This is a genomic window from Shewanella sp. 10N.286.51.B2 (genome assembly GCF_041469265.1).
Lineage (GTDB): Bacteria > Pseudomonadota > Gammaproteobacteria > Enterobacterales > Shewanellaceae > Shewanella.
The window spans coordinates 54,000-77,975 of the sequence record NZ_JBFRKH010000021.1 but is presented as its reverse complement, the minus strand read 5'-3'; the positions used below and the strand labels follow the sequence as shown (position 1 = coordinate 77,975).

Below are 23,976 nucleotides of genomic sequence, written 5' to 3'. Positions count from 1 at the left end.
ATAAAGAGTACTAACAAAGACTGCAATCGATTCGTATGTTATTAAATCGTTAAATTCAATATAAAGCTATAGTTTGTCGATTCTCTGCTCATTATTGCGTATTTAAATGTGTAAACTTTTCGTTAATCTTTACCTGTATTATTTAAATCTACTGGTCAAATTGACCATAACTTATTTAGACAAATAAAAATGTTGCTATCCCGCTTTATACAAAGCATTACTCATATGCTGTTATGGTTATTATTTGACCGTCTGAATCATGGTGTAATTGTGTTTTTTTCACACAACGCAAATGTGTTTGACCCGACGATAAACTGGCATCATGGTAGAATAAAAACCACTTTCCTTGATGCTCCACAATTGAATGATGGTTAGTCCAACCTAAAACGGGATTTAATATCACACCTTGATATACAAATGGCCCATAAGGATTATCACCAATACCATAAGCAATATTATGGGTATCTCCAGTAGAGTATGAAAAATAATATTTCCCATTATGTTTATGTACCCAAGACGCTTCAAAGAAACGACGTTGGTTATCAGCTGTGGTGATTGGATGACCCTTTTCATCGACAATAACGATGTCTTGAACCTCTTCGGCTAAAGACAACATATCATCTGATAACTTTGCCATTTTGGCTGGCAATGCAGCTTGCTCATCTTCAGGGTAACTGTCTTGCAGACTAAACTGGCCTTCATGCCAATTTTGTAATTGCCCGCCCCATAAACCACCAAAATATAAGTAATAACTGCCATCATCATCTTCAAAAACAGCCGGGTCTATACTAAATGAACCTTCAATATAATTATCTTCAGCAACAAAGGGGCCTGCTGGTGAATGGCTTGTTGCTACGCCAATTCTAAAAATACCTTGTAAATCACGAGCCGGAAAATAAAAATAATAAGCGCCATTTTTATGAGCAGCATCTGGCGCCCACATTTGCTTACTCGCCCACTTAACATTTTCTACACTCAAAGCAACACCATGATCAATCACGTCATTAGTATCATTATCAATAGATAAAACATGATAATCTTTCATGGCAAAATGATCGCCATCGTCATTAATTTGAGTATCAGTTTCTATATCATGTGAAGGATAGATATATATTTTATCCTCAAACACATGAGCAGAAGGATCGGCTGTATATATATGAGATACTAATGGTTCATCCTTCTGTTTAAATGAATGAGCATTTTCAATATCCAATTGCTGCTTCCTTTCAGCATCACTTACTTCTTTATTAATCATGGTTTCCCTTTTCTATTTAACCTTAGCACCCAATACAACACCAAGATTTCAACGAATACTTTTAAATTAACAATCTTCAATAATCAAAATAACTAGCTACATTTTGTTTCAAGTAGATTTAATTGAATTTTTTTAACTTCCATTTCTGTTAAACGATATTTACTAATGACAAATAAACAGATGATGGTGCAGGCAATCGGTATTCCGGCAAAGGCCAATAAAATACCTGACAGTGTATGTTCAGTTTGTACTTCATTAGGGACATAGTCATATGCAGACAATATCCAACCAGCTAATGCGCCACCAATAGCAAACCCAAATTTAATGGCTAACAAATGCCCTGAAAAAGTGATAGCCGTTAAACGTTTACCCATTTTCTCAACGCCGTAATCAACAGTGTCAGCAACCATTGAAAACATAATGGGCGTTATGATCATATGGGCAAAGTTGGCGATGAAGTAAGCAATAAAGATAAGTGCTATTTGGTCACTGCCTATGACATAAAATAATGAATGTGAAATTATCACTACCACTAATGCCACCTGAAACAGGATCTTTTTCTCAATAAACTTAGACAGGAAATTAGTCGATATCGCACCAAGTACTGAACCCACTGCTGCCAATGTTAAAAAATTCGATAGCAGCGATTCATCACCGATGTAATATTTAATATAATGCGGTGCAACAGATGCTCGAATACCGATAAGAATTAACGTCGCTAGACTAATAATGGCAATGACTAACCATTGATCATTTTTAAATAACTGAAAGAAATCTTTAAAAATACTCTGAGTCGAGCGTTTACTCGCATCCGTGTTAGTGAGTGTTTCTTTGGTCATTGCAAAACACATTAAGAAACAGATAGCGGCTAATGTCCCCATGAAAATCATTGCTAATGGATAACCTACAGCATCATTCCCTTGACCAAAATATTCGACTAACCTTGGTATTGCCCAAACAATAACCACCAGCGCAGCCATCGCCATGGCAAATCTAAAAGATTGTAAAGAGGTCCTTTCTTTAGGATCTGAAGCCATCACCCCACCTAAAGCACCATATGGAATGTTAATTGCCGTGTAACATGTCATTAGCAGCCCATAAGTCACGTAGGCATAAATCAACTTACCCGTACTATCAAAATCAGGGGTGATAAACGCTAAGCAGGCTAAAACGCCATAAGGTACTGCTAACATTAGAATGTATGGACGGTATGAGCCCCAACGAGTACGAGTTCTATCTGCTAGACCGCCCATGATAGGGTCAGTTAATCCGTCAAAAAGCCTAACCGATAACAATAAGGTTCCGGCTGCTGCAGCTGAGAGACCATAAACATCGGTATAGAAAATCAACATAAAGTTGGCGACCATTTGAAACACGATGTTACTTGCAGTGTCTCCTAGGCCATAGCCAAGCTTTTCTTTAATGGTGAGTTTCTTATTCGTCTTTTCCATTACCATTACATTCCAATTAAAGGTTATAGTCACAAACACTATATCAATTAATTAACATTGTAAACAGCTTTAGGTAATTATTAACAGGATGTAAAAAAAGACAGCGATTGCTGTCTTTGATGGGGTAGCAAAACTTATGTTTTAGTATTCAAAGGTATAACCGAATTGCGTCAGCTTTTCATAAACATCAATGTCAAAACGGTACAATGCGGCAGCGCGATGTGCCACATTACGTTGTTTTTCTTTGCAATCTATCAATAAATCCATCTTTAAAATTTTTCGACGAAAGTTAGGTTTGTCTAAGGTTAAACCCAATATAGATTCATACAATTCTTGCAGTTGTAATAAAGTGAACTTCTCAGGTAATAGACTGAAACCTAAGGGTTCATGTCTTACTTTGTATTTTAAATGATTTAAGCAGCTGGCGAGAATGTTGCCATGATCAAACATTAATTTAGGGACTTGTCTCACATCAAACCATTCACACTCAATAGCATTGGCACCATGAGCTAAATCAGTGTCATCAAAACGCACTAATGAATAAAAAGCAATGGTAATAATACGTCTGGCAGGATAACGGTCAACATCACCAAATGCACCTAGCTGATCTAAGTACAAGTTTTCGACACCCGTGGTATTTTTAACGACGCGAGATGCCGCCGTTTCAAGATTCTCATTACTACGTACCCAGTGTCCAACGAGCCCCCACTGGTTAGTTGCAAGCCCTTGATTGTATTTAACGAGCAATACTTTTAGCTTACCTTCATGCAGGGTAAAAATAAGATTATCAACGGTTAAGTTACTAATACAATCAGCTGGAATCGTTTCTTCATTAATAACTTCGTTTATAAAGTTCACGGGGGGTATCCAAATAATAGAGCAAGCAATGTGATACAACTTGAGGGGATGTAGCAGTCAATAGCTAGCTAAACACCCTATTCTAAAGTCATACACAACAGAAATTTATAAAACACTTTACTCATCAAAATCATAATTGTAAATGACTGATACAATTTCAATTTATACTTTGAGAGACTGAAAAGTTAAATGTTGAGTGCATAAACACCCAAGTGTAAACGTGTGTTTATGCCTCCAAATTTTTGATGTGAGTATTGTTAAAACCAGTTTATTAACACTTTTAGTCGTTTACGTGTTCGCTTTACTCGACTCTCTTTGGATAATAGTAAAGTCTAGAATGTTGCGTAGTTGAGTGCCTTTTAGATCAGAAAAGTCTTTATTTTTATTAGCGGTAAATAAACTCACCGCTAACTTGGCCATGTCATTGATAGGTTGCCTAACCGTAGTGATGTTTGGCCATACAATCGTAGCAAGCGTTGTATCATCAAAACCGACAACAGATAAGTCATTAGGGACATTCAGCCCTTGGTTTTGGGCAATTGATATGACTGCGGCAGCCATATCATCATTAGCTGCAAAGATAGCGCTAGGTTTATCAGTTAACGACAACATTTTCTTCGCAGCTAACATTCCAGATTGATAGCTAAAGCAACCTTGCTCTATGTATTCCGGTGGGGTATTTATTCTATTTGAACGCAGTGCATCTAAATAACCTTGATAGCGTAAACGACTAACCCCTTGCTTCGGATCACCAATAATATGGCCAATTTTATGATGACCTTGTTTTATTAGTGTTTCCGTTAAATCAAAAGCGGCTTGATAGTCGTCCATACAAATATAGGGTGAAACAGTTAATTGACTATCCGGCGCGACTCTTACAAACGGAACATTAGCCCGTTGTAAACAATCAATTATTTCCTTTTGGTCACAAACCGGAGGCAGTAAAATTATTCCATCCACTTTGGTTTCGTTAATCAGATCATTTACTGATTGCAGTGTTATATCAAGGTTATTGTCTGCTTCATCTACCACGAGGTGAAACCCTTTAGCACGACAGTTTTTCAATGCACTTAACAAAAACTGGCTAATATAGGCATCACTTGGATTGTCATATATTAATCCGAGTAAATAGGATTTATTACTGGCTAATCGACGTGCAGATTCATTAGGTCGATAGTGTAACTGCTTAGCCACAGCTAGCACTTTACTGCGAGTATTATCACTGACGTTAGGATCTTGGTTTAAAACCCGCGATACTGTCATCATTGAGACACCAGCTGCTAATGCGACATCCTGTATGCGTGCTTTTTTTACCTTACCCATAACTTGCCTACTCATCATTATCAGGTCAAAAATATAAACAGCTACTCACGTACTTCATAAATATATCGTTAATATTAAAAAACTTAATGATACAGAAACACTAACCTTAAGCCTTAAATAAGCGCCTTAACCTTGGCTAACTGTACTTGAAACAATAAGCTATGTTGATGGGTAACCACTGCACTTTCAGCCTTGCCCTGCTTAATCAGTCGGCATGCTTCATCTGCCTCAAAGTGATAACCTAATGATTGTCTATCATCACTAAAACTTTCGATTAAATCATCAAGATGAAATAAATGACATTCTTTCGCTCTAAATGCATCAGGGATCAAGATGTAACCCTTATCGCCAATAAGATAAGCATTATTACCCAATCGACATTGAAATGAAGTTGCAAGGCTAACCATCACATCATCACTTTTGCCAATAATGATGACATCATCTTCCACACCTGTTTCGCAGACATGTGCTTGAACATAGAGATTATCGATATCAGACTGTAGGAAGTAATCTGCAATTGCCAAGGGATAAATTCCCATATCCAATAAACAACCACCCGCCAATTCAGCATTATATTCTCGGCCATCTGGGTTAAACGGCACGGGATAACCAAAATCAACTTTAATGTGCTTAAGCTTGCCAATTCGGCCATCATTTAACCATTGCTTAGCTTGTTGCATCGCAGGTAAAAAGTAAGTCCATAAGGCTTCCATCAGCAGCAAGCCTTTATCTTGGGCTAAGGTGACCAAAATTTGGCATTGCTCTGTTGAAACTGTCATCGGTTTTTCGCACAGTACATGCTTTCCAGCAGTCAACGCATCGAAGGCTTGTTGAAAGTGAAAATTATGTGGGGTGCCGATATACACAATATCAACCTTTGGATCATCAAATAATGCTTGGTAGCCTTGATACGCTTTTTCAACCTGGTATTGCTTGGCAAATTCATCGGCATCAGTTTGCTTTCTGGCTGCTACCGCATATAAATGGCTATTCTCAGAAAAGACTAAGTCCTGACAAAATAAAGCTGCAATCCTTCCTGCGCTAACAATCCCCCAATTTAGCTTGGCCATACTTTACTCCCTTTATATTCATCAAATTGCCTTATCAAAAGCGATTTATCGCGCTGTAAAACCTGCGCTATCTGCTATTAACTCGATTAACAGCCAACCAAAGTTAACATTAATGAAACAAAATACACTTGATAGATTTAAAACTCAATGATAATGTTAGCGCTAACAAAAAATAGAAACTCATAACAACGGATAGAATTATGTACCTTGGAATAGACTTAGGAACCTCTTGTGTGAAGGTCATTATCTTAGACAATAATGATCAGTTGTTAGCACAAGCCAGTTCAGCACTGACAATATCTCGTCCCCACGACCAATGGTCAGAACAAGATCCAAATCATTGGTGGCAAGCTACCTGTTCAGCGATGGCAGAGCTTAAAACCCAAAAGCCTGAATTACTCAAAGCGATTAAGTCTATTGGTTTGTCAGGTCAAATGCATGGGGCGACTTTACTAGATAGCGACAACCAAGTTATTCGTCCGGCGATATTATGGAATGATGGTCGAAGCGAAATTCAATGTAAAACCTTAGAAGAAAATGAACCCAACTCGCGTAATATTACCGGTAACATTGCGATGCCAGGCTTTACTGCACCAAAGTTGTTATGGGTAAAAGAGCATGAACCTGAAAACTTTAACAAAGTATCCAAGGTATTATTACCTAAAGATTTTTTACGTTTCAAAATGACTGGGGATTTTGCATCAGACATGTCTGACTCCGCAGGTACCCTGTGGTTAGATGTCAAGAATCGTTGCTGGTCTGAAGCGATGCTAACGGCAACTTCTTTAAGCATTGAACATATGCCGCAGCTATTTGAAGGCACAGATATAACAGGCAAGTTAAGCCCGAATATTGCCAGTTTATGGGGCATGGATTCTGTGCCTGTTGTTGCTGGCGCGGGTGACAATGCCGCTGGCGCAATTGGTATCGGCGTGATTAAGCCAAACCAAGCATTTTTATCTCTAGGCACGTCTGGCGTTTATTTTGTTGCAAATGAGCAATATTTACCTAATCCAGATAACGCTGCCCATACTTTTTGTCACTGTTTGAGTGATACCTGGCATCAAATGTCGGTGGTATTAAGCGCGGCAAGTTGTTTGAGTTGGGTGACAAAACTAACAGGTTATGGCAATGAATCAGCCCTACTAGAACAAATCGCTAAATGTGATTTTAGTCAGCCAAACTCAGTGTTGTTTTTACCTTACCTTTCTGGTGAACGAACCCCGCACAATAACCCGAATGCCAAAGGCGTTTTCTTTGGTTTAGACCATAACACCACTGCTGCCAGCCTTGGCCGCGCAGTATTAGAAGGTGTGGCATTTGCTTTTGCTGATGGTCAACAGGTGTTACTAGATGCGGGTGCAACCATTGATGAAATTACGGTTATTGGCGGTGGTTCAAAAAGTCGATTATGGGGAGATATTCTTGCTAGCGTATTGAACCGTTCACTTTCATACCGTGAAGGCGGTGAAGTCGGACCGGCATATGGCGCAGCAAGGTTAGCAAGAATTGCTGTAGAACAGAGTCCTCTTGAATCAATCTGCACCAGTGGCAAGCTTGAACACCTGGTATTACCTAACCCTGAAATGCAAGTTTATTACGCCGATCAATATCAAAAATTTAAAGCCTTATACCAAGCAACCAAACATCTATTTTAATAATTAAACCCTTAAATAGTATTAAATTAACTAAAAGAAACGGAGTCAACATGAGCGAACAATTTTTTAATAATATCGAAAAAATCAAATACGAAGGCGAAGCCAGTAAAAACCCTTTAGCATTTCGTTACTACGACGAAAATCGTGTCGTTCTTGGTAAAACAATGAAACAACATTTGCGTTTTGCCGCTTGTTACTGGCATAACTTCTGTTCAACGGGTTTTGATATTTTTGGTGAAGGTACCTTCGATCGCCCTTGGATCCAACCTGTAGGTGATCAACTGGCTCTAGCTGAACAAAAAGCCAAGGTTGCATTCGAATTTTTTGAAAAGCTTGGTGTACCCTATTTTTGCTTTCACGACACCGATATTGCTCCTGAAGGCGCAACGTTAAAAGAAAGCCATGCTAACGTAAACCACATTGCAGACATTCTAGAAAAAGAAATGCAGCGTACTGGCGTTAAATTACTTTGGGGTACAGCTAATCTGTTCTCAAATAAACGTTTTTGTGCAGGTGGTGCTACGAATCCAAACCCTGAAGTGTTTGCCTATGGCGCAGCTCAAGTAAAACACGCAATGGAAGTGACTAACCGTTTAGGTGGCGAAAACTACGTGTTATGGGGCGGCCGTGAAGGGTATGATTCGCTACTGAATACTAACTTAAAGCAAGAAAGCGAACAGTACGCACGCTTTTTAAAAATGGTAGTAGAACATAAACATAAAATTGGTTTTAAAGGCACTTTGTTAATCGAGCCTAAGCCTCAAGAACCGACTAAACATCAATACGATTATGACACTGCAACCGTCGCAGGCTTCTTACACAAGCACGGTTTACAAGATGAAATTAAAGTAAATATTGAAGCTAACCACGCAACCTTGGCTGGACACAGCTTCCATCATGAAGTAGCTGTAGCATGTGCTGAAGGCATTATGGGCAGTATCGATGCTAACCGTGGTGATATGCAAAATGGTTGGGACACAGACCAATACCCTAACGATGTTGCTGAATGTACCTTAGTGATGTACGAAATTTTAAAATCAGGTGGTTTTACAACCGGCGGATTAAATTTCGATACAAAACTTCGTCGTCAATCGTGTGAAAATGATGATTTATTCCATGGTCACATTGGTGGTATGGATACCATGGCTAAATCACTACTTAATGCAGCACAACTTATTGAAGATGCACCGTTATCTTCATTTGTAGAGCAACGTTATGCAGGCTGGAATAAAGGACTTGGTAAAGATATTTTTGATGGTCAACATAGCTTAGAAAGCTTAGCTAAGGTAGTCCATGAGCAGAATATCAATCCAACATCGGTTTCTGGACGCCAAGAATTACTTGAAAATGTGGTTAATCGCTATATTTAAAATTGATTTCTAATAAACCTCTTTGCTTGTGGTTTAAATGAATGTATAGAAAATAGGCCATCTTATTTTAAGATGGCCTATTTTTTTAACGCTGATTTATTAAGATGTTAAATCGCTAATGCTTTTCTTGATAATCAAAATAGTTAAACTCAGCGGCAATATTTGCGCCGGTTAAATCTTGGCAACACATCCCAATAAATGCACCAGTAAAATTAGCGCCTTCACCCTTTCCTGCTTCATCAGAAATAACACTGTAATCTAATTCGCAAATAGGTAACCACACATCCTTCTCAACCGAATAACTAAAGGTCAGCAGCTCATTATCAACTTCAGCCCTAAGGCTCACAGTCTCGCTGCTAATTGGCAGCCGTTTTTGATAAATGGGAAAATCAGCTTTTAAAGATTCATCACCCAAACAGCTCATAACATCGATATGCACACCTTTTTCATCATCATATGAAACATACAAATAATGAAACTTATGCGCATTGTAATAGCAAATTAACCCTGCTTGTTGCTGAAAGCTCATTGGTTTAAAGCGTAATTGAGTTTGTGCCACAAAAGATAAATGCTGTTGTCTTCTCGCGATAAGTGCCTGTTTAAAGGTACTACCTACAGAATGTTTACCATACAAAGTCAACGCGCCAGGCTTATCCGTTAAACTATAAAAACATTCAGGATTTGGGATTCTCAACCATTGATAATGGCAGGGTAATATCGAGGTTGAAAAGTCATCATAATGTGAGAAATCTCTTTTGGGTGTAACGGTTAAGCCTATAGGATTAACCTCACCATACACTTCACCCGATGCCAGCCTAAACCAAGCATCATCATGTAATATTAATGCTTGAATACCGGTTTCTCGCCCTAACGGGCTGCGCTTAACACCATCATCTAGTTTTAGCGGCCTAGAGAGCAGATGGGTTAAATACCATTGCCCTTCTTGAGTTTGAACTAAACCTCCATGACCTGTTCGCTGTAAGGGTTTATCGAGATGATCTTTAGACGTCAATACATGTACATTGGGATCAATCTCATAAGGACCCGCGATATGCTTTGAACGCGCAAACGTGCAAGCATGTTCATAACTGGTGCCACCTTCTGCCGTTAATAAATAATAATAATCATTTATCTTATACAAGTGTGGGCCTTCTGTAAGGCGATGAGGGCTACCAGCAAATATATTAACTGCTGTGCCAATTAACTTTTGCTGTTTGTGGCAATATTGCTGCAATACTATCCCTGCAAAGGGATGTTTATTTGGTCGATGATCCCACAGCATATTAACTAACCATTTACTGCCATCGTCATCATGAAATAATGATGGGTCAAAACCACTGCTATTTAAATAAACCGGGTTACTCCATTCACCATCAATGGTGCTACACGTCGTTAGATAATTAGGGGTATCTTTAAAATTTCCATCAAATCGTTTTACATTGGTATAAATGAGATAGAACAAACCTTCCGCATAACTCAAACAAGGCGCCCAGATACCACATGAGTCAGGACAACCTGTCATATCCAGTAGTGCAGCCCGATTTAATGGCCTACTCACTAATTTCCAATTAACCAAATCCACAGAATGGAAAATTTGAACTCCGGGATACCATTCAAATGTCGACACGGCAATGTAATAGTCATCGCCTACTCTGACAATACTGGGGTCGGGATGAAAACCTGGTAAAATTGGGTTTATTTGTTGACTCATAAGCAACCTGTTTTGTAACGACAAAGTTAAAAAGTGAGTTATTTTATATCACACAACAGTTGTTAGCGCTAACATTAGAGGTGGAATTATTGCTAAAAAAGCTTATTTTTCAATGTTCATTCACCAAAAAACTGACATATTAATTGCTTTTATATCAACTAAATAATTACTGTTTAATAGACTCTACTGAATGATACATGTGTCATATAACGGATAGGTTTAGGGCTAAATTTGGTTGGCGTGTATGTCGGACTTTTGCTGATATTTAAGAAAATGGAAATTGTTAGTATTGATGAAAAAGTGCCGACAACAGACTAGCTTTTAAAGGCATTCTTTCTGTTTGAATTGATCGTAGAAATGATTGTTTAAGTAATCGTTTAACTGATTGTTGCTGTGATTATTTAAGGGGGATTTACTTAACCAAGATGTGTGATAAACGCCTTCATTTTCACATAAAGGCGCTTTCAACTCATGCTGCGAGACATTAAGACTAACGTTACGCTTGATCATAACCATTAGGATTAGCTGATTGCCAGCGCCAGGTATCAACCATCATTTGATCTAAACTGCGCTTTGCTTGCCAATTCAATTGTTGATTAGCTTTTTGCGCATTGGCCCAAAATGCAGCTAAATCCCCTGCTCGTCTTGGACTAACTTCATAAGGGATAGGTTTTGCAACCGCCTTTTCAAACGCTGAAACAATATCAAATACCGATACGCCATTACCTGTACCTAAGTTAAACGACTCAACTCCCGTAAAGCTAGCATTGTTGTCTAACCAGTTCATTGCTGCAACATGCCCCTCTGCCAAATCCATTACATGTAGATAGTCACGTTCACAGGTACCATCTTTAGTTGGATAATCAGCACCAAAAATACTTAGCTTTTCACGTTTCCCCACCATAACTTGAGCAACATAAGGCAGAAGATTGTTAGGAATACCTTTTGGTGACTCACCAATTTGGCCGCTTTCATGGGCACCAATAGGATTAAAGTAACGTAATGATACCCCTCTAAAATTACTGTTTGATACAGCAAAATCTGCCATCACCCGTTCGACCATTACTTTAGTTGCCCCATAAGGGCTTGAAGGTGTACCTAACTTCATGGTCTCAACATAAGGCACATCATTTTCTTCGCCATAAACGGTCGCTGATGAACTAAATATAAAGTTATAAACATTATGTTCGGCCATAACTTCTAACAAACAAACTGAACCATGAACATTGTTTTGATAATACTCAAGTGGAATTTGCGCTGATTCACCGACAGCTTTAAGGGCTGCAAAATGGATCACGGTTTGAATATCAAATTGCTCAAAAACTGCGGTTAAAGCGTGTTTGTCACGAATGTCACCTTCTATAAAAATTACCGATTTCCCAGTTAATGCCTCTACTCGCTTAATTGACTCAATATTTGAATTAAACAGGTTATCAAAAACAACGACATTACAATTGTTTTCTAGCAGTGATAACACTGTATGTGAGCCGATATAGCCAGCACCACCGGTAACTAATACGTTCATTACTGTTCCTTGTGTGAAAGATAAAAATGAGCATTTATAATCAGTGATTTTGAACCTTAGCACTCGAAATTACTATTAAAAATTAGCTTCATGAGCGTAAATCAGCACAATATGTTAATGAATGTGGTTTTATTACCTATTTTTTTCCTTACCAGCCTCACATTTAAACCCAGTGTATACATTTACAACCTTGCCAATACTTATGTGACAAGCTCGTTTAACGTTATGAATTACTATCAAATAATGGGACTTTATATGCACAATTGTCGCTATAGGTAATAAGTAAACTGTCAGTCTCGAAACATTTGAAACATTAAATTACACATTGTTACCACTTACAGTTAACAGGTTTATTAACATCTCCATATAATGTCGATAACTCATTTGCACACAAGCGCGAAAGGTTTGTGTTATCTCTTCAAAAAGGATGTCCCGTGGCGACCACAATGCAAAAAGTATTTCCTTTCTTAATTATAGGTTCTGGCATTGCCATAACAGCGGCGTTAGTTGCCATGAAGCAACCACCCGAAGAAAAACCACCAGTAGACACGACCCCGCTTGTATCAGTACAAAGCATTGAATATAAGCCAATGACATTTACGGTTAGCTCTTATGGGGTTGTTAACCCTAAGTATCAAACTGAATTAGTGGCACAAGTGAATGGTGAAATCACCTACCTTGCAGAAGCCTTTGTAAAAGGAGGCTTCGTCAAAAAAGGCCAGATACTCGCCAAAATAGATCCAAGTGATTACGAATCAGCATTACTTGATGCACAAGCTGAACTGGCATCAGCTAAATCAAACCTAGTGCTAGAAAAAGCCACTGCAGCAGTAGCCGAACGTGAATGGGCTGAGATTACCGATAGTAAACCTAGCGATTTAAGTTTACGTAAACCTCAATTAGCCAAAGAAATCGCTAAGTTGAAAAGTGCTGAAGCCGGCTTACATCGTGCCCAACGTAATTTAGAACGTTCAGTGATTAAAGCACCTTATGATTCGTTAATCGCCAGTCGTAATATTGGCTTAGGCACTTATGTTGGCAATGGCGCATCAATTGGCACCTTGTATAACACTGAAATTGCTGAAGTACGTTTGCCACTTGCAGATAAAGAAATGCAATATCTAGACAGAAAAGGCGCTAATGCTGAAGTAAGTTTGGTGGGTAACTTCGCCGGTGAAAAACAGCAATGGCAAGGCACGATTGTCCGTAGCGAAGGTGTGATTGATAGTAAGAGTCGTATGACTTATTTAGTCGCTGAAATAAATGACCCTTATGCACTTAAAGGTAACCATAAAGAATTACGCTTTGGCACCTATGTCACAGCACATATTGGTGGCACACAAGCTGGCAGCGTTGCAATTATTCCCCGCCACCTGATTGTAAACGGTTTAGTTGCGGTCATGGATACAGAAATGAAACTGCGTTATTTACCCGTTAATATTATTCGCCAAGACGGCAGTAACGTGATTATTTCAAGTGGTTTAGAAGATGGGATGAATATTATTACCTCGGCACTTGATTACCCTATTGAAGGCATGTCAGTAAAGTTACCTGAAGATAAGATTCTCCAGCAAGATGCTATTGAAGGTGACGACATTATTAAATCAGCAATCGCCATCAAAGATAAGGAATAATCATGGAAGACACCCATAAAGGTTTGATTGCTTGGTTTGCCCGCAACAGTGTGGCGGCAAACTTATTAATGATCATCATATTACTTGGTGGCTTACTGACAGCAAACACCATACGTAAGCAATTCTTCCCTGCAGTTGAAATTAACTGGATTGAGTTCAGCGCCGTTTATCCGGGCGCTGCGCCCCAAGAAGTTGAAGAAGGCATTACGGTCAAAATAGAGCAAGCTTTAGAGACTGTTCAGGGCTTGCAGCGGGTTATTACCTATTCTAATCGTAACCAAGCCTCTGGTTATTTCAGAATTGAAGACTCATACGATCCGCAAATTGTATTGGATGAAGTTAAATCAGAAATTGACTCAGTATCAACATTCCCAGCAGGCATGGAGTTTCCGAAAGTTGAGCGCATAAAAATACGCCAAGAAGTGATGTATTTAAGTTTATATGGCGACTTATCTCAACGACAACTCAAAGACTTAGGCGAAAAAATTCATCAAGAAATCATGCAACTGCCTAATGTAAATATTTCAGAATTCTATGGCGGACTTAATTACGAAATCAGTGTCGAAGTCAGTAAAGACAGACTCAGAGAATTTGGTCTTAGTTTTAACGATGTTGCAGAAGCTGTACGTGGTTATTCCCGTAATATGTCAGCGGGACAAATTAAAGCTGAAAATGGCTACATTAACTTACGAGTAGAAAACCAAGCGTATGTCGGATATGAGTTTGAAGATTTACCCTTATTAACCTTGGATGACGGTACTAACTTATTACTGGGAGACGTTGCGACGGTCAACGATGGCTTTGAAGAAGGCATTCAATATTCTAAATTCAATGGCCAAAATGCTGTCACCTTTTTTGTTGGCGCCGCTAAAAACCAAAGTATCACCGATGTTGCCGATACTTTAAAAAAATACGTTACTGACAAACAGGCTATTTTACCAGACGGTGTGACCTTAGAGCCTTGGGTTGATATGACCTACTACCTTGAAGGTCGTTTAAATTTAATGCTCGATAGCATGAAAACAGGCGCATTATTAGTCTTTATCATGCTGGCGTTATTTCTGCGAGTGCGGTTAGCGTTTTGGGTAATGATGGGCTTACCCGTGTGTTTCTTAGGTACGCTATTATTTATGCCAATGGGCTTTATTGATGTCACCATCAATGTCATCAGTTTATTCGCCTTCATACTGGTATTGGGTATTGTGGTCGATGATGCCATTGTGATGGGAGAAAGCGCCCATACTGAATGTGAAGAAAACGGTCAAAATATCGATAGTGTTATTCGCGGGGTTAAACGGGTCGCCATGCCGGCAACCTTTGGGGTATTAACCACCATTGCAGCGTTTTTACCGATCACCTTAGATGACGGCCCTTCATCAGCCTTTGGTCAAGCCATTGGGTTTGTGGTTATTTTGTGCTTAATCTTTTCATTAGTGGAATCAAAGTTAATTTTACCGTCACATTTAGCGCATATGAAAAAACCTAAAGTTGTGCAACCGGGTTCTAAAAATCCGTTAGATTGGTTAAGAAATATCGTTAACTTTATTCAAGGTAAAATTGAAACAAACCTAGCGAATTTTATTGCTAATGTTTACCGCCCTAGTCTAACTGCTGCAGTAAAATACCGTTATTCAGTTATTGCGACCTTTGTGATGTTAATTGTTATTTGCGCAGCCCTTTATATAAGCGGCTTAGTACGCTTTATTGGGCAACCTAAAATCCCCCATGATTTTCCTCGTATCACCTTGGAAATGAATGTCGATGCCGCAGAAACCGCAACCCTTAATGCCGCCCATGCCATTGAGTCTGCCCTGCGCACAGTAGAGAAAGATCTTGAATCTCAATATGGTCAAGGCATGATTGCTGAGTTACAAGTTGAGCTTCAAGGTCGTACAAAAGCAGAAGTGAGGACAAAACTGGTCGACCCCGAATTAAGACCTATCAATACCTTCGAAGTTGCCGAATTATGGCGCCAAGCAATGCCTAAAATACCAGGGGTTAAATCTTTTACCATCCAAGATAGCTTGTTTGGCGGTGGCCGAGATGATGGTGATATCAGTTTCCGATTAGAGGGTAACGATGAAGCGCAATTAATTGCTGCATCGAAGGAGTTAAAAGAAAAGTTAGGTACTTTAAAAGGGGTGAGTGACATTAATGACAGTCGTCAATCCTCTGCCAAAGAAGTGCAATTTGACCTAAAACCTTTAGCCCACAGTTTAGGCTTAACCCTGGCCAATATTGCTTCACAAGTCGGTAATAGCTTTTACGGACTTGAAGCACAGCGGATTATCCGTAACGGCGAAGAAATCAAGGTGATGCTACGCTACCCAGAAGAGCAACGTAACTCTATCGCCCTCGTTCAGGAGGTGTTGATTAAAACGCCTCAAGGTGCTGAATTACCCCTGTCTGAAGTCGCTAATATAAACGTAGTTCAAGGCGTGAGTAGTATTCGCCGTGAAAATGGTAACCGAACCATTAATGTATGGGCCTCGGTTGATGCTGAACAAGCTGAGCCATTTAAACTCGCCAAAGATATTCGTGATAATTTCATTCCGCAATTATTGGCAAAATACCCTCGAGTGAAAAGTGAGGTTTCTGGCAGTATTCAGGAGCAACTTGATAGTGCCGATACCCAAATGCGTGATTTTATTATCTCTATGTTGGTGATATACAGCTTATTAGCGATACCGCTTAAGTCATACGTGCAACCCTTTATGATCATGTCGGTGATCCCATTTGGCGTGATTGGCTCAATGCTTGGCCATATCATTTTAGGTATTGATTTAAGTGCCCTTTCTGTATTCGGGATTATTGCCGCTGCAGGTGTGGTGGTCAATGACTCACTAGTGATGGTGGATTATGTGAATAATTCCCGAAAACAAGGGGTTAAACTCAATGATGCGGTAATTAACGCTGGTTGCAGACGTTTTAGAGCGATTATGTTGACCTCTTTAACGACCTTTATTGGTCTAGTGCCAATCATGACTGAAACCAGTATGCAGGCACAAATGGTGATACCAATGGCCGTATCACTGGCGTTTGGGGTGTTGTTCGCAACAGTGGTAACACTGTGTTTAATCCCTTGTCTTTATATAGCAATTGAAGATACGCGGATTTTCTTGAGAGGTTCTTGGAGACATTATTTTCCATTAACAGCTGAAGAGCATAAAGCAGAGTTAGCCAGTCAAGCAGTAAAATAATCGGTTAAAAATGTGACCAACTTAAAAGCGAAACAGGATGTTTCGCTTTTTTATTGTTTTAATTTCAGTTAATTGCATTGATAATTAACTAAAATACTTGTTAACTAATCAGCCTGCAAAATATGACACATCATATGATTGTCATCAACACTAACTATGATGGCTAAATTAGATAATAAAAAGAGTTCAAAGTAATTTTTGTCTTCGACTAAATACAATAATAAAGGAAGCAATAATGCGTCAATGGTTAGCATCCAACAGCCTTGCAAGGTTAAAACAACTTAGTAGCAGTATTACTATCGCATTGGTTTTTTTAAGCCATAATATCATGGCAGATGAAACATCATCATTAGGGTCAAATCAGCCCCATAATGTCAATGATAAGCCCTATGTGTTACTTATCTCTATTGATGGTTATAGGCATGATTACAATAAAGTTCATCAGCCTAAGTTTCTTAATAACTTTGCCAGCAATGCCGCAACAATAACGCAATTAACGCCGTCATTTCCAACAGTCACCTTCCCTAACCATTTGACACTGGTTACCGGTCTCTATCCCAGTAATCATGGCATTGTTGCTAATCGTTTCTACAACCCCACATTAGGGCGCCATTACGCTTTAAGCGACCATGATGCCGTTACCGATGGCCGTTTTTACACTGGCGTTCCACTTTGGTCTTTAGCTGCCCAGCAAGGAATGAAATCAGCTACGTATTTCTGGCCCGGCTCAGAAGCTGAAATAGCAGGTTTTAGACCCACTTATTGGAAACGATATGACGGTAGAGTCGCAAATGAAACCCGTGTCGAGCAAGTTATTGAATGGCTTAAATTACCTGAAACGCAGCGGCCGCAATTTGTGACATTATACTTTTCAGATGTCGATAGCGCAGGTCATCATCACGGGCCGTTATCGCAGCAAACCCATGATGCTGTCAATTACATTGATAAGGTCATTGCTAGCTTAATTGAACAAGTAAATGCGCTACCTTATGCGGTTAATATTATCATCACATCAGATCACGGTATGGCACAGGTTGCTGATTTTGAGCGTATCTACACAGACAAACTGTTTGCCGATGATGAGGCATTAAAATCTCGATTTAGTTTTATTAATGACGCCGCTTTTTCATTAGTGCGCGCCCATGGCAATAATAAAGACCAAGATTTAATTGCCCTTGAGAAACTAGTTGCTGCGACCGATGGCTTAGCATTTTATAGAAAGGAGTCGATACCTAAGCACCTTGAGTATGACTTTAATCCCGCCATTGGTGATGCGATTTTGGTCACCCATGATCATTACATTACCAGCAGTGATGCAAAACCTGGCGTTAAGGGTAAACATGGCTACTACGCTGAAGTGATGCCGGATATGAATGCCATTTTTTATGCCAACGGCCCGGCTTTTAACCATCAAGCAGAAATTGAGTTAGCTAAAAATATTCATGTTTACCCTTTAATTGCACACATACTTAATTTATCTATTAGTGAACCCATTGATGGCAAACTTGACGTGCTGTCTCCTTTATTAAAGCAATAAAAAAACGGGCAATATCTAATCGATATTGCCCGCTTCTTAAATACATTCTTTTAGCCCTGTTCTGCCAAAGTAATTTGATGATAAAGGGCGTCTTTCATTACTACACGCTGCTGCTTTAACTCATGGATGGATTCGTCTGCGATGGGCGAGTCTCGCATCTCAAGATCTCTAATTTGTTTATCTAACGCATCGTATTTTTTCATTATTTCAGCAAAATCGACATTGCTGCTAATAAGCGAAGTAATCGTATCTATGTGATCTGGAAATTCGTTTCTGAGGGAATGATTTTCACCTAGCATAAAAGCCTCTTATATCCTGTCTTCAATGAGTTAAACGTATCTATGTGTACTTACGCGGTAACGCTAGTCGTTCTCTTATTAAAATGTAGAGCAATTGATATAAAAAACAAGTTGCTCGGCATAATTTACCACTGCGCTTAGCGTTGATATCCACTGTATTAGGTATTGCGAAACTATGCTGCCAATATTGCTTTAGTCATAAAAGCATAATAACAGTGCTTTTCCAGTACTTTAACAGTAGCCAAAAAAATTCAAAAATGGCGAATAAATCAACATTGCCACCAGCAAAGTGTTGGTTAATTGTTAATTTCATTTTACTATAAGATCTAAATAATCTTTGACGTAAATTTAAGATTAAATTCAATCAGCTAATCAGTATTACCTTCTTCAGCTTAACGACCTTTTTTGTGAATGCGACTACACCAGCAGCTGAATTTAGTGGCAGCCAAACCTGTGTTGAATGCCACCAGCAACAATACAGTGATTGGCAAGGCTCGCATCATGATATGTCTATGGGGCGGACTACTGCAGATATCGTTCTAGCAAACTTTACCGATCAACAATTTGACTACCAAGGTGAAGTCTCACGCTTTTTTATGAGAGGAAGTGAGTACTGGGTCAATATTAAAGGCCCAGATGGCAAGTTTAACGACTATAAAATTAGCTATACCTTTGGTTATGAACCTCTACAGCAATATATGGTTGAATTTGAAAATGGTGCGATACAACTAATCCCTTTTGCTTGGGATAGCCGTAGTAAAGATGAAGGCGGACAGCGCTGGTTTTATTTGTATCCTGAAATGGATCCTTACGACGAGTTCTTTTGGACTAATAAAGGCCAAAACTGGAACTACATGTGCGCTGATTGTCACTCAACCAATGTCAAAAAAAACTATAACGTAACAGACAATAGCTTTGACAGTAGTTGGTCAGAAATCAACATGGCCTGTGAAGCCTGTCACGGCCCCGCCAGTGAGCATATCAAATGGACAAAAAATCAAACACAGCCGCTGGCCAATATGGCTTTAATCGCGATTTAACCCCGAAAGTAAGTCAGTAATGAGCCGCAACGCTTATACACATTATGTCAATTTAAAATTAAATATCGCGATCCAAGTACTAATGCATGTTTAGCGAAATTATCAACCTTAGTACCGCCACAGGTATTGAAACAATTGACTGGCAGTTAACTTAAATAATTATGATGAAATGCGCGTTGAATTTGAGATAAGTCAGCGCGATTTTACTGGTTTTAAACAGCCATAAAGTTAGAAATTGAAATTCACTTTTGCTGTAAATAAAATCAACATCAGACAAGTACGTCCAATAGCTTCTAGTTTCCTAGTGACTTCTATTTAGCTGCTATCAATCCTCGCAAAAAACTCCAAGAATCAACAGCTCACTATTTGTTGAAATAGCGAAACACTCTATTTTTATATGTGTTCAATAAGTGAACAATGATTGATCTGTATCAATATACCTATCCCTAACAGATCTATATTTAATAAAGCAGTTTGATCCTCCAACATGGATAAGGTTATCAGATGGATACACATGCAGCTTTATATCAACGATGTAAAACACGAATTGCGCAATTGCAGCAGTTACAACCACGTCACAGCGTTAGCCTAAAAGATAAATTAATAAAAAATGGCATTAGCCGACGTGAGTTTATGACTTGGAGTGCATCTGTTACCGCACTACTCGCATTGCCCCTGCCTTTCACCAATCTAGTTGCCGAAGCCGCTGAGCTTGCTGATCGAGTACCACTGATTTGGCTGCATATGGCCGAATGTACCGGTTGTTCAGAATCCCTTATCAGAACCGACAGCCCTAATTTAGACAGCCTCATCTTTGATCATATTTCTTTGGAATATCATGAAACATTGATGGCTGCAGCCGGTTGGCAAGCGGAAGAAAACCTTGAGCATGCTATGGAGGCATATAAAGGTAATTACTTATTAGCGGTAGAGGGTGCTGTACCAACGGCTAATAATGGCACTTATTTAACGGTCGGCTGTAAAGGCCATACCGGAATGCAGATAGTAAAAGAAGCAGCTGCTGGGGCGGCTGCAATTATTTCTGTTGGAACTTGCGCCGCATTTGGCGGCGTACAAGCTGCAGCCCCAAACCCTACTGGTGCTAAAGGTGTGCAAGAGGTTATTGATAAACCGGTGATTAATTTAGGCGGTTGTCCTCCTAGTGAAAAGAACATTGTCGGTACCTTGATGTATTTCATCATGTTCGGAAAACTGCCCGCGTTAGATATGTTTAATCGCCCTAAATGGGCATACGGCGCTAGAGTGCATGATAACTGTGAACGTCGTGGTCGTTTTGACGCTGGCGAATTTGTAGAAACCTTTGGCGATCAAGGTGCTAAAGATGGCTACTGCCTATACAAAATGGGCTGTAAAGGCCCTTATACCTACAACAACTGCCCCACTGAACGCTTTAATCATCATACCAGTTGGCCAGTACTTGCAGGTCATGGCTGTATTGGCTGCGCTGAACCTAATTTTTGGGATGATATGGCGGATTTCGAAAAGCCATTAGGCAGACAGTTGCTCCACGGTATTGATGCCACTGCCGATACCATTGGTACCGTCATTCTTGGTGCGACCGTTGTGGGCATAGGTGCTCACGCAGTAACTAGTCTTTTTGCTAAGCCGCTAGAGGAATAAACCATGAGTAAACGAGTCGTTATCGATCCTATCACCCGTATCGAAGGCCATTTACGTGTTGAAGTTGAAGTTGATGAAAATAATGTTATTCAAAAGGCCTGGTCATCTTCTACCCTTTGGCGTGGTATTGAAGTCATTTTAAAAGGCCGTACTCCTATGGATGTCGGCCTAATTGTGCAACGTATTTGTGGGGTATGTACCTATTCTCATTATCGCTGCGGTACTGAAGCGGTTGAAAATGCCTTAGGGGTTAAAATCCCGCTCAACGCAAAGTACTTACGCTCGTTAATGCAAACCTCTTTGTATATGCATGATCACATTGTGCACTTCTATCATTTACATGGTTTAGATTGGGTTGATGTGGTGTCAGCCTTAAGTGCCGATCCGGCATTAGCCGCCCAAGAAGCCAATAAATACACCGAAAACCCTATCGCCACTGGCGAAGGTGAATTACGCGCCGTACAGCAAAGAGTCAAAGGCTTGGTTGATACCGGAAAGCTTGGGCCTTTTGCTAATGCCTATTGGGGCAATAAAACCTACAAGTTCACGCCAGAGCAAAACCTCATTGCCCTATCCCATTACCTTAAAGCGTTAGAAGTTCAGCGTGTAGCAGCTGAAATGCTAGCAATATTTGGCGGCAAGTCGCCGCATCCGCAATCCCTTGTAGTTGGCGGTGTTACCTCTGTTAGAGACATGCTAAGTCCTGCACGTTTACAAGAGTGGAAACAAAAACACGCTATCGTCCATGACTTTATTATCCGCGCTTATAAAGCCGACATCGTTATGGCAGCTGCCGCCTTTGGTGGCGAGCCAAGTGTGTTAGGCGGCGTCAATGTTAAAAACTTTTTAGCCACCGATGACTTTATCTTAGCTGATGGTCAATATCTGTTTGAGCAAGGCGTGATAATGAATGGAGATTTAGCCGGGGTGAGCGATTTAGATCCCAATGCCATAAAAGAAGATGTCACCCACTCATGGTATGACGCAAAAACCGCCCAGCACCCCTATGACGGCACAACGATTCCAAATTACACCGGATTTGTTGAGCGCGATACCGTGTATGGCAAATTACCGACAGTCGATGGTGATGGAAAATACTCTTGGGTTAAATCCCCACGATATCAGGGCGAACCCGTAGAAGTTGGGCCGTTAGCCTGTTTACTGGTGAACTATGCCCGTGGCAACAAGATTGTTGTTGATAGTGTTAATGGGTTGCTCGCCGCAACAGGCCTGCCTATAGAAGCATTATTCACCACCTTAGGCCGCACCGCTGCACGCATGTTGCAAACCGTGATTGTGGCTGAAGAAGGCTTAAAAACTTTTGATGCCATGTTAACCAATATGCAATCGGATGAATCTACCTATGTGACACCAGAAATAGACTCAGATCGCGATTACATCGGCCATGCGATGATTGAAGCGCCGCGTGGAATGCTCAGTCACTGGATCAGGATTAAGGGCGGTAAGATAGAAAATTACCAAGCTATTGTTCCGACCACGTGGAATTCTGGCCCTGTCGATGCTGACGGTAAAGTTGGCCCTTATGAAGCATCACTGATTGGGCTTGAACTTGAAGATCCAACCAAACCACTGGAAGTCATTCGAATTATTCACTCGTTTGATCCATGTATGGCCTGCGCGGTACACGTATTGGATTATAAAGGTAATGATTTAGGTGAATTCCGCATCGATCCTAACGGGTTTTAGCAAGTTTGCGGATCTAAGAGGAAAGGATTATGACTCAAATTGCAACCCATCGCAGAGAACTCATCTTCTCACCTGCCATACGGATATTCCATTGGCTTAGAGCACTGTCTATTTTGATGTTAGTGGTAACTGGTTTTTACATTTCATGGCCATTTTTGGTGGCGCCCGCATCTTCTGATGTCTTGGTTCAAGGCGGGATCCGCTTTGTACATCTCGTGTTTGGCTTTGTACTTACCAGTATCACCATAGTACGTTTTTACTTGTTCTTTTTTGCTAAAAGCGCCATTGAACGACGTTCAATCAGAGATGTTTTAAGCCTGAAGAGCTGGATAGCACAAATTAAATCCTATATCTGGATGGGACACTTAGATAAAGCTGGCGTATACGGACCTTTGCAGTTTGTGACATACGTTGCCATATCATTTGCGGCTTTATTCATGTGTATCACTGGCTTGGTGCTTTATGCCAATGTTTATCATCAAGGGTTAGGTGGCGCTATATGGGAAGTTTCAGCTTGGTTTACGGCCTTAATGGGCGGGTTAGCACAAGTACGAATTTGGCATCACATAGTCACCTGGGCTTTCATTATATTTGTGGTTATTCATATCTATATGGCGGTTTGGTCAGGCATACGCTTTAAGCATAACTCTGTTGACTCTATCGTCTCCGGTTATGACTACCATAAGGATCACTAGCC

General features: G+C 40.0%; 17 protein-coding genes. 9 read left to right on the top strand and 8 right to left on the bottom strand.

Annotated elements, in window-relative coordinates:
• Window positions 1–217: 217 nt before the first annotated feature.
• From AB4140_RS06275 to AB4140_RS06255, 5 genes are all read right to left on the bottom strand, one after another.
• Window positions 218–1,255, bottom strand: coding sequence for a glycoside hydrolase family 43 protein (locus tag AB4140_RS06275; RefSeq protein WP_303502109.1), 1,038 nt, complete (start codon window positions 1,253–1,255; stop codon window positions 218–220).
• A 92-nt stretch (window positions 1,256–1,347) separates the two neighbouring features.
• Window positions 1,348–2,706, bottom strand: a complete 1,359-nt coding sequence (locus tag AB4140_RS06270) for an MFS transporter (protein ID WP_102435449.1) — start codon at window positions 2,704–2,706, stop codon at window positions 1,348–1,350.
• 141 nt (window positions 2,707–2,847) lie between these two features.
• Window positions 2,848–3,555 (bottom strand): NrtR DNA-binding winged helix domain-containing protein, encoded by a 708-nt coding sequence (locus AB4140_RS06265; RefSeq protein ID WP_372000266.1) that lies wholly within the window; start codon window positions 3,553–3,555, stop codon window positions 2,848–2,850.
• A gap of 297 nt (window positions 3,556–3,852) precedes the next feature.
• Window positions 3,853–4,887, bottom strand: coding sequence for a LacI family DNA-binding transcriptional regulator (locus tag AB4140_RS06260; RefSeq protein WP_102435453.1), 1,035 nt, complete (start codon window positions 4,885–4,887; stop codon window positions 3,853–3,855).
• Window positions 4,888–5,000: 113 nt separating this feature from the next.
• The gene (locus AB4140_RS06255) at window positions 5,001–5,957 is read right to left on the bottom strand and encodes a Gfo/Idh/MocA family protein (RefSeq protein WP_102435454.1); all 957 of its coding nucleotides are present in this window, start codon (window positions 5,955–5,957) and stop codon (window positions 5,001–5,003) included.
• 200 nt (window positions 5,958–6,157) lie between these two features.
• Here AB4140_RS06255 and xylB point away from each other — a divergent pair, with 200 nt between their 5' ends.
• Together xylB and xylA are read left to right on the top strand one after the other, a co-directional pair.
• Window positions 6,158–7,615 carry a xylulokinase gene (gene xylB, locus AB4140_RS06250; protein WP_102435456.1) on the top strand — a complete coding sequence of 486 codons (1,458 nt, stop codon included), beginning with the start codon at window positions 6,158–6,160 and terminating at the stop codon, window positions 7,613–7,615.
• Between the two features lie 50 nt (window positions 7,616–7,665).
• Complete coding sequence (gene xylA, locus AB4140_RS06245) at window positions 7,666–8,985, top strand: xylose isomerase (protein WP_102435458.1); 1,320 nt, start codon at window positions 7,666–7,668, stop codon at window positions 8,983–8,985.
• A 115-nt stretch (window positions 8,986–9,100) separates the two neighbouring features.
• On the opposite strand, the gene AB4140_RS06240 is transcribed toward xylA, so the two are convergent.
• Together AB4140_RS06240 and galE are read right to left on the bottom strand one after the other, a co-directional pair.
• A complete protein-coding gene (locus AB4140_RS06240) occupies window positions 9,101–10,696 on the bottom strand; it encodes a glycoside hydrolase family 43 protein (protein WP_372000185.1) in 1,596 nt (531 codons plus the stop codon).
• 496 nt (window positions 10,697–11,192) lie between these two features.
• Window positions 11,193–12,221, bottom strand: coding sequence for a UDP-glucose 4-epimerase GalE (gene galE, locus AB4140_RS06235; protein ID WP_372000183.1), 1,029 nt, complete (start codon window positions 12,219–12,221; stop codon window positions 11,193–11,195).
• Window positions 12,222–12,655: 434 nt separating this feature from the next.
• Here galE and AB4140_RS06230 point away from each other — a divergent pair, with 434 nt between their 5' ends.
• The 3 genes from AB4140_RS06230 (at window position 12,656) to AB4140_RS06220 (ending at window position 18,592) form a co-directional block, all read left to right on the top strand.
• Entirely contained in the window at window positions 12,656–13,855 is a 1,200-nt protein-coding gene (locus AB4140_RS06230) for an efflux RND transporter periplasmic adaptor subunit (protein WP_372000181.1), read from the top strand.
• A 2-nt stretch (window positions 13,856–13,857) separates the two neighbouring features.
• Window positions 13,858–17,055 carry an efflux RND transporter permease subunit gene (locus tag AB4140_RS06225; protein WP_372000179.1) on the top strand — a complete coding sequence of 1,066 codons (3,198 nt, stop codon included), beginning with the start codon at window positions 13,858–13,860 and terminating at the stop codon, window positions 17,053–17,055.
• A 235-nt stretch (window positions 17,056–17,290) separates the two neighbouring features.
• A complete protein-coding gene (locus tag AB4140_RS06220; RefSeq protein WP_102476763.1) occupies window positions 17,291–18,592 on the top strand; it encodes an ectonucleotide pyrophosphatase/phosphodiesterase in 1,302 nt (433 codons plus the stop codon).
• Window positions 18,593–18,642: 50 nt separating this feature from the next.
• Here the strand turns inward: AB4140_RS06220 and AB4140_RS06215 are convergent, their stop codons facing one another.
• Window positions 18,643–18,891, bottom strand: coding sequence for a YdcH family protein (locus AB4140_RS06215; RefSeq protein WP_102476762.1), 249 nt, complete (start codon window positions 18,889–18,891; stop codon window positions 18,643–18,645).
• A 407-nt stretch (window positions 18,892–19,298) separates the two neighbouring features.
• Between AB4140_RS06215 and AB4140_RS06210 the strand changes: the two genes are divergently transcribed.
• From AB4140_RS06210 to cybH, 4 genes are all read left to right on the top strand, one after another.
• Entirely contained in the window at window positions 19,299–19,931 is a 633-nt protein-coding gene (locus tag AB4140_RS06210) for a multiheme c-type cytochrome (RefSeq protein WP_372000177.1), read from the top strand.
• Between the two features lie 504 nt (window positions 19,932–20,435).
• Window positions 20,436–21,572, top strand: coding sequence for a nickel-dependent hydrogenase small subunit (gene hyaA / locus AB4140_RS06205; RefSeq protein ID WP_102435474.1), 1,137 nt, complete (start codon window positions 20,436–20,438; stop codon window positions 21,570–21,572).
• A gap of 3 nt (window positions 21,573–21,575) precedes the next feature.
• Window positions 21,576–23,279 (top strand): nickel-dependent hydrogenase large subunit, encoded by a 1,704-nt coding sequence (gene hyaB / locus AB4140_RS06200; protein ID WP_372000175.1) that lies wholly within the window; start codon window positions 21,576–21,578, stop codon window positions 23,277–23,279.
• Between the two features lie 29 nt (window positions 23,280–23,308).
• Entirely contained in the window at window positions 23,309–23,974 is a 666-nt protein-coding gene (gene cybH / locus AB4140_RS06195; protein WP_076540932.1) for a Ni/Fe-hydrogenase, b-type cytochrome subunit, read from the top strand.
• Window positions 23,975–23,976: the final 2 nt, after the last annotated feature.

Bases quoted from the DNA above. Each gene is read 5' to 3' on its own strand.
- AB4140_RS06275 (WP_303502109.1), bottom strand. From the start codon at position 1,255: ATGATTAATAAAGAAGTAAGTGATGCTGAAAGGAAGCAGCAATTGGAT.
- AB4140_RS06270 (WP_102435449.1), bottom strand. From the start codon at position 2,706: ATGGAAAAGACGAATAAGAAACTCACCATTAAAGAAAAGCTTGGCTAT.
- AB4140_RS06260 (WP_102435453.1), bottom strand. From the start codon at position 4,887: ATGGGTAAGGTAAAAAAAGCACGCATACAGGATGTCGCATTAGCAGCT.
- AB4140_RS06255 (WP_102435454.1), bottom strand. From the start codon at position 5,957: ATGGCCAAGCTAAATTGGGGGATTGTTAGCGCAGGAAGGATTGCAGCT.
- xylB (WP_102435456.1), top strand. From the start codon at position 6,158: ATGTACCTTGGAATAGACTTAGGAACCTCTTGTGTGAAGGTCATTATC.
- xylA (WP_102435458.1), top strand. From the start codon at position 7,666: ATGAGCGAACAATTTTTTAATAATATCGAAAAAATCAAATACGAAGGC.
- AB4140_RS06240 (WP_372000185.1), bottom strand. From the start codon at position 10,696: ATGAGTCAACAAATAAACCCAATTTTACCAGGTTTTCATCCCGACCCC.
- galE (WP_372000183.1), bottom strand. From the start codon at position 12,221: ATGAACGTATTAGTTACCGGTGGTGCTGGCTATATCGGCTCACATACA.
- AB4140_RS06225 (WP_372000179.1), top strand. From the start codon at position 13,858: ATGGAAGACACCCATAAAGGTTTGATTGCTTGGTTTGCCCGCAACAGT.
- AB4140_RS06220 (WP_102476763.1), top strand. From the start codon at position 17,291: ATGCGTCAATGGTTAGCATCCAACAGCCTTGCAAGGTTAAAACAACTT.
- AB4140_RS06215 (WP_102476762.1), bottom strand. From the start codon at position 18,891: ATGCTAGGTGAAAATCATTCCCTCAGAAACGAATTTCCAGATCACATA.
- hyaA (WP_102435474.1), top strand. From the start codon at position 20,436: ATGGATACACATGCAGCTTTATATCAACGATGTAAAACACGAATTGCG.
- hyaB (WP_372000175.1), top strand. From the start codon at position 21,576: ATGAGTAAACGAGTCGTTATCGATCCTATCACCCGTATCGAAGGCCAT.
- cybH (WP_076540932.1), top strand. From the start codon at position 23,309: ATGACTCAAATTGCAACCCATCGCAGAGAACTCATCTTCTCACCTGCC.